The organism is Streptomyces sp. NPDC001056 (assembly GCF_053598955.1).
This window is the reverse complement of record NZ_JBSFLI010000008.1, coordinates 253,152-267,938: the sequence shown is the minus strand read 5'-3', so window position 1 is coordinate 267,938 and position 14,787 is coordinate 253,152. Positions and strand designations below refer to the sequence as shown.

Below are 14,787 nucleotides of genomic sequence, written 5' to 3'. Positions count from 1 at the left end.
CGTCGCAATCCACACCGAACCGGAAGGCCCTCACCTGTTCAAGATCCCTCAGCCGAGACCTGGCTCACCCGTCCACAACCTCCCCGGACAGAACAGCTAGCGGGTCAGCGGCGGCCGCCTGTCATCCGATCCGCCGCGGTCGGAGCGCTCCTCGCGGATGACCTCGCCCTGCACCACCTTGCCGTCGGGGCGGTGGATGCGGGCCTGCTGGAAGGCGTCGCCGAGGCTGCCGGGGCCGGCGCCGCGCAGCGTCTTCTCGAAGGTGTTCTCGGCGAGGCGGCCCACGGCCTTCTGGACCGGGGGCAGCAGCAGGAGCAGGCCCAGGACGTCGGAGATCATGCCGGGGATGACCAGCAGCAGGCCGCCGAGCATCGCCAGTCCGTTACCCCCGCCGCGCTGGGGCGAGCCGCCTCGCCGTACGGCCTCGTCGAGGTTCCGGAACGCCCGCCGGCCCGCCCGTTTGATCACCACGGAGCCGGCCACCACGCCCGCCACGAGCAGCAGGAACACCGCCATGCCGCCCGCCGCGTCCGCGACCAGGGTCAGCAGCCAGATCTCCAGCACCAGCCACACGGCGAGGCCCAGCGGCAGATACCTGCGCAACCGGGAGCGCCGGGGCCGGGCGGTGTTCGGGGAGGTCGGAGCGCCTGTCGTCATACCCCCAGTGTGCCTGGCTCCGGCTCAGCGCCGGATAAGGGGCCGGGCGGTCACGGGGTGGGCCTGTCCTTGCCGGTCAGCTTGGCGACGCGGTCCCCCGCGCCCCAGGCGGTGACCCGCCACAGCGCCTCGACCAGGATGTCCTTGCTCATCTTGGAGTCGCCCAGCTCGCGCTCCACGAAGGTGATCGGGACCTCGATCACCTGGTAGCCGGCCTTGACCGCGCGGCGGGCGAGGTCGACCTGGAAGCAGTAGCCCTGCGAGGCGACCTCGTCCAGGCCCAGGCCCTTGAGGGTCTCGGCGCGGAAGGCACGGTAGCCGCCGGTGATGTCGCGCAGCGGCAGATCGAGGGCGAGCCGGGAGTAGAGGCTGCCGCCGCGGGAGATGAACTCGCGGGACTTGGGCCAGTTGACCACTCGGCCGCCGGGCACCCAGCGGGAGCCGAGCACCAGGTCGGCGCTCTTGAGGGCGGTGAGCAGGCGGGGCAGCTCCTCGGGCTGGTGGGAGCCGTCGGCGTCCATCTCGACCAGCACGCCGTAGCCGCGTTCCAGGCCCCAGCGGAAGCCCGCGAGGTAGGCGGCGCCCAGTCCCTCCTTGCCCTTGCGGTGCATCACCTGGACGTGCTCGTCCTCGGCGGCCAGCTCGTCGGCGAGCTTGCCGGTGCCGTCCGGGCTGTTGTCGTCCGCGATCAGCACGTGCGCCTCGGGGACGGCCTTGCGCACCCGGCCGACGATGGCCTTGATGTTCTCCGCCTCGTTGTAGGTCGGGATGATCACCAAGGCCGTGCCGAGCGGCCCGAACTGCCTCTCCTGGGCCTTGGCCGCGAGGGTCCCGTCGCCGTCGTTCACTGCTGCCCCTTCTGGTCGTACGCAGGCGTCCACCATAGTGGCCGCCGCCTGGGTAGACGTGACAGCTCGTACGTATGGTGGTGTCGATTGCACAAGAGTGGGGTAAGAACGTGCTTTTAGGGATGTTCCCGGCCTGTTTGCGCCACGTTCTTTCCCTCTTCCGACTGTTCGGATGGTCCCGAACACGGATGGGTTGCCTCCCCCGTCCTGCGGATGGGGGCCCGGCGCCCTTCGGGCCGACCTGGGACCCGCTGGCTGCGGATCGACCGAAAGCCGTTGTCTACTGAGGCCGGGCCCCACCCGGGTCACACCTGGCCGACCGGCTGGAACGCTCCCCCGCCGGCGCGCGCGCTGAGCCTGGCTGCCAGTGGCGGTGCCCCGGTGCGGGGCGCCGTCCCTGACCCAGCGGCGCGGCGAGGAGATGCGCGAACGCTTCCCGGTCGGGCGTCCGGTGGTGGACTCGGACGAACCTACCGGCCCTCCGCGCCCGACTGTCAACAGCCTCCTGACCTGCGCTTACGGCGAGGCGTCCGGGAACGGCGCAGAGGATGCGCAGGTCGCGCGAGGCGGCGCGGGCGCGGGGCGGCCGCCGCGCCGCCCCCGGAGATCACTCGCCCGGCCGTACGAAGACCGTCCGTCCACCCACCACGGTGCGCAGGCAGCGCGGCAGTTCACCGCCCGGGGTCAGGTCGGGCAGCCCGGGGGTGCCGGAGCGCGGGTCGGTCGACCAGCGGGCCACCCGGTCGTCAGGGGCCTGCACGACCAGCTCGCCGGTGCGCCAGACGGCGAAGTCGGCGGGCGCGCCCGGCACCAGGACACCCGCGTCGTCGCGGCCGATGGCCCGCCAGCCGCCCCGGGTGTGCGCGGTGAAGGCGGCGCGTACGGAGACGCGGTGCTCGGGCGTGTGGTGGAACGCGGCGGCGCGGACCGTGCCCCAGGGGTCGAGCGGGGTGACGGGGCTGTCGGAGCCGAAGGCCAGCGGGACGCCGGAGCGCAGCAGGGCCGCGTACGGGTTGAGCGTGCGGGCGCGCTCGGCGCCGAGCCGGCGGGCGTACATGCCGTCCTCGCCGCCCCACAGCGCGTCGAAGGCGGGCTGCACCGAGGCGATCAGGCCCAGTTCGGCGAAGCCGGCCACGGTCTCGGGGGTGAGCATTTCTGCGTGCTCGACGCGGTGCCTGGCGGCCCGGATCCGGGCGAGGCCGACCTTCTCGGCGGCGGCGCGCACGCCCTCGACCACGGAGGTGACGGCGGCGTCGCCGATCGCGTGGAAGCCGGCCTGGAGGCCCGCCTCGGTGCAGGCGATCACGTGGGCGGCGACGGCGTCGGCGTCCAGGTAGGCGGTGCCGGTGTGTTCGGCGTCGGCATACGGCTCGTGCAGGCACGCGGTGTGCGAGCCGAGGGCGCCGTCGGCGAACAGGTCGCCCGCGGCACCGATCGCGCCCAGTTCTCGGGCCTTGTCGACGTCCTGCTCGGCCCAGTAGCCGAGGACGCGGGGCCCGGACAGCCCGGCGGCGAGCGTCAGCAGGCCGGTGAAGTCGTCCTCGGAGGAGATCTGCGGCCCGCCGCACTCGTGCACGGAGCCGATGCCGAGGGAGGCGGCGTGCGCCAGCGCGGTGCGCTGGGCCTCCTCCCGCTGGGCGGGGGTGATCGCGGCGAAGGCGGCCTGGCGTACGGCGTGGTGGGCGTCGCGGGTGAGCGGCGCGTCGGTGCGGGGGAGGTCGCCGCCGACCATGTCCAGCAGGGCGGTGGTGACGACGGCCGAGTGCACGTCGATGCGGGAGAGGTACAGGGGGCGGCCGCCGGTGGCCGCGTCCAGCTCCGCGCGCGTCGGCGGCCGGCCGCCGGGCCAGCGGGCGGCGTCCCAGCCGTGGCCCAACAGCACGCGGTCGGCGGGGCGTGCGGCGGCGAACTCCCGGACCAGCGCGAGCGCGGCCTCCAGGGAGGGGGCGGCGCTCAGGTCGAGACCGGTCAGGGCGAGGCCGGTGGCGGTGGTGTGCACATGGGCGTCGGTGAAGGCCGGGGTGACCAGGGCACCGTCGAGGTCGATCACCTCGTCCACCCCGTCGGCGAAGGCGTCCGCGGCGCCCTCGGAGCCGACCCAGGCGATATGGCCGGACTCCACGACCATCGCGGTGGCGAAGGGGTCGGCGGGGCTGTGGACGTCGCCGTGGCGGAGGAGGAGGGTGCGGTCGCTCATGGCGACAGTCTCCCTCGCTCGGCGGGGGCCGGCGCACCTGGGGCGGGTTCGGGCGGCGCCCCGGCACGGCGGGGGCCGCGGTGGCCGCCGTACGACCGCCGCGGCTGCGCCGCCTCCCGTGTCAGACGCGCGGCGGGCGGGCCTCGTACGGCGTCGACAGGACGACCGTCGTGCGCGTCGAGACGCCCGCGAGGCTCCGCAGGCGCGCCAGCAGTTCCTCCAGTTCGTGCGGGGTCGCCACGCGGACCTTGAGGATGTAGTTCTCGTCGCCGGCGACGCTGTGGCAGGCCTCGATCTCCGGGACGCCGGCGAGGCGGTCGGCGATGTCGTCGGGGGCGCTGGGGTCGAACGGCTTCACCGAGATGAACGCGGTGAGGGGCAGCCCGACCGCCTCCGGGTCGACCACCGCGGTGTAGCCGCGGATGACGCCACGCTGTTCGAGCCGGCGCACCCGCTGGTGCACGGCCGACGTGGACAGGCCCGTGGCCTTGCCCAGGTCTGTGTAGCTCATCCGCCCGTCCTTGACGAGCAGCTGCACGATCTGACGGTCCAGCTCCTCCATGGCGCCAAAACCTACAGGGCGTTCGATCCCCTCGGACACCCGACGGGCCCCGGTGGACGCCCGCACGGTCATCTGCGCGCGGCATGTGACGAACACCACACGGTTCGAACAGGCTTCGTGATGTCCTCGTGATTACCGCCGAGGACGGACGGGAAGTGCTTGCTGTGGTCGAGGCCGCTGCGCCTTTCACGGCCCAGCCTTAGGGGGAGAATCCCATGCAGAGTGTCAAGCGCCCTGGTCGATCCGCGTCCAAGCGGCAGCAGCCGGTGGTCGAGCCCGAGCCGGAGGGCGTCGAACCCGACTTCTTCGACGAGGAGTTGGACGCCTACGACACCTTGGAGATGTACCGGGTGATCTGCCCGGACTGCGCGCAGCCGATCGCGCTGCTGGCGGACGAGGAGACCCTGCCGGAGCACGCGCTGTGCGCCTCGCCGTGGAACCCGTTCGGGCTCACGGTGTGCGCGGGCACGGGCCGTTCGGCGGCCGACGCCCGCCCGGCGGACGAGTCCGGCGCGCCGCAGGAGCAGGACACCGCCCTGCTGCTGACGCTCCCCCAGGGTCTGAACTGGCGGACGCAGCCCTTCTCGCACGTCGGCGGTCCGGGCTCGCGCCCGATGCGGGTGCCGGAGATGCGCCGCCGGGCCGCCTGAGCCCCGCGCGTCCGGGCCCGGTCCGGCGCCGGACGTCCCTGGACTGACGCTCGATTCCGGCGGGCGGTGACCTGGGTACCGGGTGCGGCGTTCTCCCGGTATGACACCCCTGCACTCGGCCACCGGGCGTCGGCGCCGCATCTTCGTCCCACGCCCCGCGGTGGCGGCTGTGCCCGCCGCGCCGCAGGACCCGCCCATCTACCGTGATCTGATGCGCGCCTGGGCCGACCGGGGGCGCACGCTGCCGGGCCGCCAGGACCCGGAGTGGGTGCGGCTGGCGGCGCCGACGGTGCGGACGGGGCAGTTCAGCGGGCTTCGGGTCCCGCCACGTGACGGGCGATGACCATCCGCTGGATCTGGTTGGTGCCCTCCACGATCTGGAGCACCTTGGCCTCGCGCATGTAGCGCTCGACCGGGAAGTCGGCGGTGTAGCCGTATCCGCCGAGGATCTGCACGGCGTCCGTGGTGACCTTCATGGCGGTGTCGGTGCAGTGGAGCTTGGCCATGGCGGCCTGCTTGGCGAACGGCTTGCCGGCGTCGCGCAGCCGGGCCGCGGCGAGGTAGAGGGCGCGGCCCGCCTCGATCTGGGTGGCCATGTCGGCGATCATGAAGCGCAGGCCCTGGAAGTCGGCGATGGGGTGGCCGAACTGCCGTCGCTCGGTGGCGTAGGCGACGGCCTCGTCCAGCGCGGCCTGGGCGACGCCGATGGCGCAGGCGGCGATGCCGAGGCGGCCCGAGTCGAGGGCGGACAGGGCGATGGTGAAGCCCTGGCCCTCCTCGCCGAGGCGGCGGTCGTCGCCGACGCGGACGCCGTCGAAGTGGACCTGGGCGGTGGGCGAGCCCTTCATGCCCATCTTCTTCTCGGGCGCGGCCGCGCTGAGGCCGGGGGCGTCGCCGGGCACGAGGAACGCGGTGATGCCGCGGGGGCCGTCCTCGCCGGTGCGGGCCATGACGGTGTAGAAGTCGGCGACACCGCCATGCGTGATCCACGCCTTGCTGCCTGTGATGACCCACCCGTCGCCCTCGCGCACGGCCTTGGTCCGCAGGGAGGCGGCGTCGGAGCCGGAGGAGGGTTCGGAGAGGCAGTAGGCACCGAGGAGCCCGCCGCCGAGCATGGCGGGGAGGTGCTCGACCTGCTGCTGCTTGGTGCCGTAGGTGGCGAGGGCGTAGGAGGCGAGGGTGTGCACGCTGAGGCCGAGGCCGACGGTGAGGCGGGCGGCGGCGAGTTCCTCCAGGACCTGGAGGTAGACCTCGTACGGCTGGTCACCGCCGCCGTACTCGGCGTCGTACGGCAATCCGAGCAGGCCCGATTCCGAGAGCAGGGTGAAGACGTCGCGCGGGAAGCGTCCCGCGTCCTCCTCCTCGGCGGCCTTCGGGGCGATCTCACGCCGGGCTATCTCCCGGACGAGCGCGAGCAGGTCCCTCGCCTCGTCCGTCGGCAGTTGACGCTCCACCGGCTGCGGGTCGCGGTCGGGCATGGCGTCGGTCTCCTCCCTGGTCGGGAACCGGCGGCACGGCCCGCGGGTCAGGGCGGCTCCGCCTGGTCGTTCCGTTACGGCCACGGCGCGCACCTCCGGATCACGGAAGCCCGCTGACCAGCGGCTGCGCTGAGTATGCCCGAACATCGGACTCCCGTCACCAGTTAACGACCGCTCACTCGAACATTCCAGCCGAGCGCCCGCGGCGGCTGGGCGCGGACGCTCCGAGCCGGTGCTTCGAGGCCTCCGCGGCCGGCGTACCGGAGCGTCCGCGACCGGAACCCCGGGCCGGCGGAGACCGGCATCCCGGGGGGCTCGCGGCGGGGTCGACGGGCCGACCGGGGCCGTGTGCCGGGAACGGGGTCCGAGGGGCCCGGCGGGCGGGACACGAGAGGGTCCGAAGGCCGGGGGCGGGGGTGTCCGGCCCGGGTGCCAAGGCGTCCGGAGGCCGGCTCGTCAAAGTGACCGCGACCGGGGGGGCCGGGGCCCGGCGGCCGCGACGGGAGGGAGGCCGAGTGCGGCGCCGGCCGGGGCGGAGCGCGACGGGAGGGTCCGGCGGCGCCGTACCGGAACGGCCGACGGCCCGCAGGTGGGAGACGGGCGTGGCCTCCGCGGGCCCGGACGCCTCCGCGGGGCCGGACGCCTCCGCGGGGCCGGACGCCTCCGCGGGGCCCGGTTGATCAAGACGCTGGAGCAGGGGGCTCGTTCAGAGGAGACCCAGCCGGGTGACCAGCATCGCGGTGACGACGACCAGGACCCACCCCAGGACGTGTTCGAGGATCTCGGGGCCGTGGTCCCGGGGGCCGCCGGTGCGGGCGCGGGTGGCGGTGGCGGAGTGTGCGGTCATGCTGGTGCTCACAGAGGTCGGACGTACAGAGCGGCTCCCCCACCCGTTTGTCCACCTTGCCACCCGCGACGGCGTGCGCGGCGATGAGCTTGCTCACACGGTCAGCGCACTCCCACCGCGGCCAGGGCCTTGCGCTGGTGGGCGCTCGGATGGGCCGGGAAGTAGAGGTAGCAGACCCCTCCGGTGCCGGAGGAGACGCCGCCGGAGGCGTTGTAGCGCTTCGTCCTCAGCCAGATGTTCTCGAACTCCCGGCGCTTGTACACCCGTCGTACCGCGTCGTCGTCCGGCGAGGCCGGGTCGTTGGCGATCACGTCGCCGTCCGCGGTGAAGCCGATCACGGTCATGAGGTGCCCCGAGGTGCCGTAACCCGCCCCGGTCAGCTCGGTCTTGAGGAACGACTGGGACGTTATGGCCGGGATGCCGGCCGCGACCAGCGTCTCCAGATCGGTCAGCGAGGCGAGCCGGGTCACCACGCCCTGGAGGCCGTCGAAGGTCGCCGCGTAGGCCGCGTTGAACGGCCAGTTGCCGCAGCCCTCGTACTGGTAGTCGTACGTGTAGCGCGCGGCCGCGTCCACCTGCGGATCGGTGTACGACGGGTCGACCCAGGACAGTTGCTCGGCGCTGAGCCGCCCGCCCCAGTACTCGACGATCATCTGCGAGGAGGTCGGGCTGCACCACGCCTCGCCGCCGTTGTCGTACTGCGGGTACTGGCCCTTGTGGATCTCCTGCGAGTAGCGCGGCACCACCAGTTCCTGCGCGAGGCCGGGCAGCGAGGCCGGGACGGTGAAGCGGTCGGGGATGTCGGAGCCCATCGCGCCGAGCCGCCACACCGTCGGCGTGAGCCGCGTGCCCGGCCTGCGGTACAGCGTCAGGCGCAGCCGGTACGAGACGAGGCGCAGCCCGGTGGAGGCGTCGTCGATGGCGAAGGTGTCGGTCCAGATGCTGCTCCTGCCGTCGCCCTGGCCGTCCACCGAGGTCCGCTTGATGTCCGTGTCCCCGGCCGCCCAGCGGCCCATCACGTACCAGGGCGTGTCACCGCCGTCGGAGTACGTGCCGCTGAGCTCGACCTGGAGCCAGGTGCCCTCGGGGGTGTGCGCGTTCCAGGAGGAGACGACCTCGGTGGCCGGCACCGTGAGCCGGTACAGCGGGGAGGTCCAGGTGGCGTACTCCCACGTCGCGGTGGTGCCGGTGTGCGGGTCGGTGTAGTCGACGGAGCCCGCGGGGGCGCCGATCACCACGCCGGGGCGGGGGCCGGGGACCGGGCGGGTGCCCTGTGCGGTGCCGGCCCGCCACTCGCTGTACGTGGTCCAGGCGTGGTAGTCGATGGGGCGGGCGGCCGCGGGACCGGGCTCGGCGTCGACCGCCGCGCGCACGGTGGTGGTCCCCCGCTGCGCGGCGGCCGCGGCGGGCGTGGCGGCGCCGGCCACCGCTGCGGCGACCGCGACGGTCAGGACGGTTCTGCGGGACGGCTGTTGGGCTCTGCTCATGGGCGCGATTACCCCCAGGTGTCCGGAGTCATGGCTGGATCATGTGCACGTCGTGCGCCAACTATGGAGCAGCCGCAGGGCCCCTGCCAGCACTTGGGCGGATGCCACGCCATGAATATTGGTCTGGTCCGGTGGCGGCGGGGGTACACGGCGGACAAAGACCCCGGTGCCGGTACCGCGGAAGCGGTACCGGCACCGGGGTCTGGGTGCGCGTCGGGTCAAATGAGGTCCATGGCCGCGATCTCGTCGGGGCGGCCGTAGCTGATCGGGCCCTGGAAGCGGCGGCGGGCGGTGGCGAACCACCAGACCGTGGCCACCAGCAGGACGACGGCGAGTGCGATCGGCGCGTAGTTGAAGGAGTCCACGGTGATCGGGGACGCCTGCGGCAGCATGAACAGGATGCTGCTGAGCACGATCCAGACCACGGCGAGCCAGCCGACCGGCTTGCTCCAGCGGCCCAGGTTCCACGGACCGGACTCGAAGGCGTCGCCGAGCCGCAGCCGCAGGAAGATCGGGACGGCGTAGGCGAGGAAGAGGCCGACCACGTTGACGCTGACGATCGCGGTGAAGGCGGTGTGCGACCACCAGCCGGGCACGATGAGGGCGAGCGAGCAGGCCACCGCGAGCCAGACCGCCTTGACGGGCGTCCGGGTGCGCGGCGAGACCGAGTGCCACAGGCGGGAGCCGGGCATGGCGCCGTCGCGGGAGAAGGCGAAGATCTGCCGGGTGTTGCTGGTGAGGTTGGCGAGGCCGCAGAAGAGCATCGCGCCGATGACGATGAGGAGCATGACCTTGGCGGTGGTCAGGCCGAGGCCGTCGATGAGGATCTGGACGGGCGGCGCGCCGTTGGCCGCCTCCTTGGCGTAGTCCCTAATGCTGTAGACCAGTGCCATCATCAGGATGAGACCGGTGATCGCCGAATAGCCGATGGCGCGGGTGATCCCCTTGGGTGCGTTGACCGTGGCCCGCACCGTTTCCTCGGACATGTGGAAGCTGCCGTCGAAGCCGGTGAAGGTCCAACTGGTGACCAGCAGGCCGAGCATGCCGCCGTAAAGTCCGCTCGTGAAGCCGGTGTTGTTCTCGAAATGTGTGACGAACGACGCCGACTGATGGTGATCCGGTATCACTATGAGTGCGCCCACGATCACGACGAGTCCGATCAGCAGCCACCACACCGAAATGCGGTTGAGTACGGCGACGAGCTGGACGGTGTAGGTGTTGGCGAGCCCCTGCAACACGATGATCAAGGCCGTGATCAGCACCGTCTGATGGACGGTCGGCTGGTAGGACGGCCACTGGAGCTGCACGAAGGCCTGGATGAAGGTGGCCGCCGCATAACCGGTGGCGGCGGTGCCGCCGATCTGTCCGACGAAATTCAACCAGCCCGTGTACCAGGACCAGGCACCCTTGTGGCGCTTGGCGAGCTTACCGGCGGAGAAATACAGGGCGCCGCTCGTCGGATAGGCGGAGGCGACCTCGCCCATGGCGGCGCCGATGAGCAGCACCATGATCGAGACACCGATCCAGCCGAACACGAGAATGCGGGGCCCGCCCGCGTTCATGCCGAATCCGAAGGACGAGAAGATACCCGAAAGGATATTGATGATGGTGAAGGAGATCGCGAAATTGTCGAACGCCTGGAAACGGCGTGTGAGTTTCCGCGGATAACCCATCGCGTGCAGGGTCGCGTCGTCGTCGAGCACGACCGCGTCTTCTCCGGCGCGGGCCGTGGCCCGGGGAGCAGACATCCGTTCTGACACAGATCGGCCTTTCTCTCGTGCCTCTCAAGCGCTCTGGACGGCGCTCGACGAGGGGGGACGGGTGACGAGCAAAGGGGGGGGGTCAGGCGGACCCGGGGACGGGCAGACCGCAGGCGCGGCGCGCCCGGGACAGCTGTTCGGCGGGGTCGCCGAAGGCGCTCCAGGGCATGCGCGAGGCGTACGGGCCCATCGCCGTGAAGACCGCCCGGGCCTCGAACTCGCGCTGGCCCATGACCAGCGCGTGCGCGAGGTAGGCCAGGTCGAGCACCGGTGTGAAGCGGTAACCGGTCACCGCCGGTAGCCAGTTGTGGTAGATCGCGAGCGCGGTGGCGCGCCACTGGGGCTGCTCCCAGACGCGGTCGGCGAGCAGTTGGGTCGGGTTGTAGCTCTCCACCAGGGCGACCAGCGGCAGCAGGCGCAGCGCGGAGTCGGTGGGCGCCCGCTGGCTGAGGAACGCGGCCACGTCCCAGGCCGCGTTGACCGAACCGCCGTGGCGGGTGAAGAAGAAGGAGAGAAAGCGGTGATGGGCCTCGCGGTGCCACGGGTCCAGGGAGAGGACGTGCGCGAACAGCCGCCAGGGGCCGGGCGGGGCGGTGAGCAGACCCTGCGGGGCGGGGTCCCGCAACCGGTGCAGGCGGGTCATGGCGAGCTTGGCGACCCAGGGGGTGGGGTCCCGCGGGGCCAGGGCGGCCGCCCGTTCGCAGGCGGTGAGCGCTATGCGTTCCAGGGCCTCGGCGCGGTCGTCGTGGCCGTCGGCGGCACGCAGGGCCCGCTGGACGGCGACGCGGGCCCACATGAGCGCGGCCTCGGGCGAGGGCTCCTCGGCCAGCCAGCGTTCGACCAGGTCGGTGCCGGCCGCCTCGGAGGCGAGGACCAGGGAGCGGTGGGCGCGCAGGGCGAAGTCGTGCCGCGTCTCGGCCAGCGCCTCGTACGCGTGCCGATAACGTCCGGCGCGGACATCGACGCAAACGCCGGCCAGGACTCGGTCGTCGGCCGCCGGATGCCACACATACTGACCTTCGAATAACTCCGCGGCCATGTCCCCTGCCTTGTCCCCGTACCCTGTCCCCGTCTACCGCTTCTCGTGGTGGCGCAGGAGGCACCTTACTCAGCACGGAGGACCCCCGGAACGCCGAATTCGACATATCGGTCAGGGATTCGAGAATGTTTATCGAAGCACGCGGGGCGGACCCGCCGAGCGATGGTTCAAAGCGTAACTTTCTTTCGTCCGGCGACCTCGGCGGCACCGCCGCCACGCACCGCCACTAGACTCTTTCCGGAAAACCCCCCACACCGCACCACACCTTCGGGAATCGCCATTCAGCACCTCGCCGCCCGGCTGCGCGGGCTCCCGCCGTCCCTCGGACCGGTCCGGCTGATCGGAGTCGACGGGCACGCCGGCTCGGGGAAGTCCACCTTCGCCGGGCGGCTGGCCGCCGCGCTGGACGGGGCGCCGGTGCTCCACCTCGACGACATCGCCAGCCATGAGCGGCTGTTCTCGTGGACCGACCGGCTGCTGACGCAGGTGATCGACCCGCTCTCCCGAGGCGAGACGGCCGCCTACCTTCCCTACGACTGGAGCGCCCGCGCGTTCGGCCCGGCGCGCCCGCTGCCGCCCGCGCCGGTGATCGTGATGGAAGGCGTCGGCGCGGGCCGCCGCGCGCTCCGGCCGTTCCTGGCCGAACTGCTGTGGATGGAACTGCCCCGCGAGGAGTCCTGGGCACGCGGCCGACGGCGGGACGGCACGGAGCAGCGGGAGTTCTGGGACGGCTGGGTCGAGGCCGAGCGCGCGCACTTCGCAGACGACCCCACCCGCTCCCACGCCGGGCTCCTGGTGCGGCAGACGGCGCGGGGCTACGAGGTGCTGCCGGGGCCCGAGCGACCCCGGAGATCGGGCCAAGGTGTGACCCACAGTGATGGCTCGACCCCCATGTGGTGAAATTGTGAAGACTCTTGTCGGCCAACTTCCCCAAGTGCCCCAACTTCGCTTGACCCGGGGGCCGTACAGGACTTACGTTCTCAATGTGCGGCCATTCGAAGCCGCCCGAAGACGCGAAGCCCCCGGTTGTTCCCCCGTGATCGGGGGCTTCGTTCTGCCCGCGGCCCGTTTCCAGGGCCCGTTGCGCGCCGCTCCCCTCACCCTCGGTCACCGAACCGTCGCCTTTCCGTCCGCTCCCGCCTCGCCGAACGGCCTGTACGGCACCCTTCGGCACGCGGCACCCGCGCGGGTACGATGCCCTTGGTGCGACCTTCGGCGGCAGCCTCGCGCACCTGCAACTCCGGTCCGCGGCACGGCGGTTCGGCCGCGGCGACCGCCGGGCGACCGTCCGGTGGCGAACCACGGGGCACGGTCTGTGGGGGACGTGATGGACTTCGGCACGCAGGGCCCCGAGGCCCCGGCCGACCTCGCCTGGCTGCGCGGGGTCGATGCCTACACGATGGGCGCCTTTCCGCAGGCCGAGGAGGAGTTCCGGGCCGCGGTACGGATGGACCCCGGCATGGCGGACGGCTGGCTCGGGCTGCACGCGCTCCGGGTCGACACCACCACCGCGCTGCTGCGGATGTTCCGGCACCGCGAGCGCTTCGGCGAACAGCGCGCCCGGCACCGTCGGGCGCTCAACTCCTGGTACTGGCTGGGCTGGTGGGTGCAGCCGGTGCTGGAGAGCCCACGCGATCTGCTGCTCGCGCACGCCTCGCACTGGCTGGACGGCCGGCACGTTCCCGAGCTGGACCGGGCGCTGGCCGGGCTGCCCCCGGTCGACACCGATCCCCAGGTCCGCTTCCTGCACGCCTGCCGCGCCTATCTGGTCAAGGACTGGGAGCAGCTGGTACGGCACACCGATCCGCTGCTGGACGATCCCCTGCTCGGCATAGAGGCCGGTCTGTTCGGCGGCATGGCCCGGGTACGCCTGGAGATGTACGGCCAGGCCGAACCGCTGCTGGCCGCGGCGCTGATGCGGTGCCGCAGCGAGCAGCCGCAGCGCAAGGAGCTGCGCTACTGGCTGGCGCGGGCGCACGAGGGCACCGGTCGCTCCGCCGCCGCGCTCCCCCTCTACCGGGCCGTGCACCGGGTCGACCCCGCCTTCATGGACACCTCGGCGCGGCTCGCGGCGATCGCCGAGGGGGACGGGTACGACGACGCGGCCGGCCTCGCCGCGATCACGCTGACCGGCGCGGGGCAGGACACGGTGGACGGGCCGGACGGGTTCGATCCGTTCTTCGGCACCGAGGGGCGGGATCTGCGGCTGCCGGAGCCGGACCTGCCGACCGGTCCCCCGCCGGCCGCGGCCGAGCCCGGGGTCCGGGACCGGGGCGGGGTGCCCGGCTCGCCCCTGCCCTCCGGGCCGACCGATCCCGCGCTGCTGGAGCAGGCACTCGCCGAGCTGGAGCGGATGGTGGGGCTCGAACCGGTCAAGCGCCAGGTCAAGGCCCTGTCCGCACAGTTGAACATGGCCCGGCTGCGGGCCGGGCAGGGACTGCCCGTGCAGCCGCCCAAACGGCACTTCGTCTTCTCCGGGCCGTCCGGGACCGGCAAGACCACGGTGGCGCGCATTCTCGGGCGGGTCTTCTACGCGCTCGGGCTGCTCGGCGGGGACCACCTCGTCGAGGCACAGCGGGCCGATCTGGTCGGCGAGTACCTCGGGCAGACCGCGGTGAAGGCGAACGAGCTGATCGACTCCGCGATCGGCGGGGTGCTGTTCGTGGACGAGGCGTACTCGCTCTCCAACTCCGGGTACGGCAAGGGGGACGCGTACGGGGACGAGGCACTGCAGGTGCTGCTGAAGCGGGCCGAGGACAACCGGGACCATCTGGTGGTGATCCTCGCGGGGTATCCCGAGGGGATGGACCGGCTGCTCGCGGCGAACCCCGGATTGTCGTCCCGCTTCACGTCCCGGGTCGACTTCCCCTCGTACCGGCCCGGTGAACTCACCGAGATCGGGAAGGTGCTGGCGGCGGAGAACGGGGACCTGTGGGACGAGGAGGCGCTGGAGGAGCTGCGGTCGATCGCCGGGCACGTGGTCGACCAGGGGTGGATCGACGAGCTGGGGAACGGGCGGTTCCTGCGGACGCTGTACGAGAAGAGCTGTGCGTACCGGGATCTGCGGTTGTCGACGTACGCGGGCTCGCTGTCGCGGGACGATCTGGCGACGTTGCGGCTGGCCGACCTGATGCAGGCGTACGGGGAGGTGCTGTCGGGGAGGAGCCCGCAGGATCCGTCGCCCGCGTAGGCGCGGGTGGCGCCCACGAGGGCGCGGGGAACCGCGCGAGCGGCCCGTCGCCGGGCCGCACCGCGCGGCTCC

The 14,787-nt window shown here is 72.5% G+C and carries 12 protein-coding genes; 3 read left to right on the top strand and 9 right to left on the bottom strand.

Translation table 11 applies throughout. From position 1 onward, the window contains the following. Positions 1-96 precede the first annotated feature (96 nt). The 4 genes from fxsA to ACWDD7_RS13185 all read right to left on the bottom strand — a co-directional run bounded on the left by fxsA (position 97) and on the right by ACWDD7_RS13185 (position 4,264). On the bottom strand, positions 97-657 hold the full coding sequence (fxsA, locus tag ACWDD7_RS13200; protein ID WP_450457389.1) for an FxsA family membrane protein: 561 nt from the start codon (positions 655-657) through the stop codon (positions 97-99). 50 nt (positions 658-707) lie between these two features. Next, positions 708-1,505 (bottom strand): polyprenol monophosphomannose synthase, encoded by a 798-nt coding sequence (locus ACWDD7_RS13195; RefSeq protein WP_450457388.1) that lies wholly within the window; start codon positions 1,503-1,505, stop codon positions 708-710. A 607-nt stretch (positions 1,506-2,112) separates the two neighbouring features. Beyond that, positions 2,113-3,702 (bottom strand): amidohydrolase, encoded by a 1,590-nt coding sequence (locus ACWDD7_RS13190; RefSeq protein WP_450457387.1) that lies wholly within the window; start codon positions 3,700-3,702, stop codon positions 2,113-2,115. 121 nt (positions 3,703-3,823) lie between these two features. After that, positions 3,824-4,264, bottom strand: a complete 441-nt coding sequence (locus tag ACWDD7_RS13185; RefSeq protein WP_450457386.1) for an Lrp/AsnC family transcriptional regulator — start codon at positions 4,262-4,264, stop codon at positions 3,824-3,826. 215 nt (positions 4,265-4,479) lie between these two features. On the opposite strand from ACWDD7_RS13185, the gene ACWDD7_RS13180 reads away from it, so the two are divergent. After that, positions 4,480-4,914 carry a hypothetical protein gene (locus ACWDD7_RS13180; RefSeq protein WP_450457385.1) on the top strand — a complete coding sequence of 145 codons (435 nt, stop codon included), beginning with the start codon at positions 4,480-4,482 and terminating at the stop codon, positions 4,912-4,914. A gap of 305 nt (positions 4,915-5,219) precedes the next feature. Here ACWDD7_RS13180 and ACWDD7_RS13175 read toward each other — a convergent pair whose 3' ends face one another. The 5 genes from ACWDD7_RS13175 to ACWDD7_RS13155 form a co-directional block, all read right to left on the bottom strand. Then, positions 5,220-6,392 carry an acyl-CoA dehydrogenase family protein gene (locus ACWDD7_RS13175; protein WP_450457384.1) on the bottom strand — a complete coding sequence of 391 codons (1,173 nt, stop codon included), beginning with the start codon at positions 6,390-6,392 and terminating at the stop codon, positions 5,220-5,222. Positions 6,393-7,098: 706 nt separating this feature from the next. Next, positions 7,099-7,239 (bottom strand): SCO1431 family membrane protein, encoded by a 141-nt coding sequence (locus ACWDD7_RS13170; RefSeq protein WP_351869177.1) that lies wholly within the window; start codon positions 7,237-7,239, stop codon positions 7,099-7,101. Positions 7,240-7,340: 101 nt separating this feature from the next. Then, positions 7,341-8,726, bottom strand: a complete 1,386-nt coding sequence (locus tag ACWDD7_RS13165; RefSeq protein ID WP_450457383.1) for a peptidase C39 family protein — start codon at positions 8,724-8,726, stop codon at positions 7,341-7,343. Between the two features lie 218 nt (positions 8,727-8,944). Beyond that, complete coding sequence (locus ACWDD7_RS13160; protein ID WP_450457382.1) at positions 8,945-10,486, bottom strand: amino acid permease; 1,542 nt, start codon at positions 10,484-10,486, stop codon at positions 8,945-8,947. Positions 10,487-10,568: 82 nt separating this feature from the next. Next, positions 10,569-11,525, bottom strand: coding sequence for a hypothetical protein (locus tag ACWDD7_RS13155; RefSeq protein WP_351865699.1), 957 nt, complete (start codon positions 11,523-11,525; stop codon positions 10,569-10,571). A 279-nt stretch (positions 11,526-11,804) separates the two neighbouring features. Between ACWDD7_RS13155 and ACWDD7_RS13150 the strand changes: the two genes are divergently transcribed. After that, on the top strand, positions 11,805-12,425 hold the full coding sequence (locus ACWDD7_RS13150; RefSeq protein WP_450457399.1) for a uridine kinase family protein: 621 nt from the start codon (positions 11,805-11,807) through the stop codon (positions 12,423-12,425). A 427-nt stretch (positions 12,426-12,852) separates the two neighbouring features. Then, a complete protein-coding gene (locus tag ACWDD7_RS13145; protein ID WP_450457381.1) occupies positions 12,853-14,715 on the top strand; it encodes an AAA family ATPase in 1,863 nt (620 codons plus the stop codon). The last annotated feature ends 72 nt before the right edge of the window (positions 14,716-14,787 follow it).

Bases quoted from the DNA above. Each gene is read 5' to 3' on its own strand.
- fxsA (WP_450457389.1), bottom strand. From the start codon at position 657: ATGACGACAGGCGCTCCGACCTCCCCGAACACCGCCCGGCCCCGGCGC.
- ACWDD7_RS13190 (WP_450457387.1), bottom strand. From the start codon at position 3,702: ATGAGCGACCGCACCCTCCTCCTCCGCCACGGCGACGTCCACAGCCCC.
- ACWDD7_RS13185 (WP_450457386.1), bottom strand. From the start codon at position 4,264: ATGGAGGAGCTGGACCGTCAGATCGTGCAGCTGCTCGTCAAGGACGGG.
- ACWDD7_RS13180 (WP_450457385.1), top strand. From the start codon at position 4,480: ATGCAGAGTGTCAAGCGCCCTGGTCGATCCGCGTCCAAGCGGCAGCAG.
- ACWDD7_RS13175 (WP_450457384.1), bottom strand. From the start codon at position 6,392: ATGCCCGACCGCGACCCGCAGCCGGTGGAGCGTCAACTGCCGACGGAC.
- ACWDD7_RS13170 (WP_351869177.1), bottom strand. From the start codon at position 7,239: ATGACCGCACACTCCGCCACCGCCACCCGCGCCCGCACCGGCGGCCCC.
- ACWDD7_RS13165 (WP_450457383.1), bottom strand. From the start codon at position 8,726: ATGAGCAGAGCCCAACAGCCGTCCCGCAGAACCGTCCTGACCGTCGCG.
- ACWDD7_RS13155 (WP_351865699.1), bottom strand. From the start codon at position 11,525: ATGGCCGCGGAGTTATTCGAAGGTCAGTATGTGTGGCATCCGGCGGCC.
- ACWDD7_RS13145 (WP_450457381.1), top strand. From the start codon at position 12,853: ATGGACTTCGGCACGCAGGGCCCCGAGGCCCCGGCCGACCTCGCCTGG.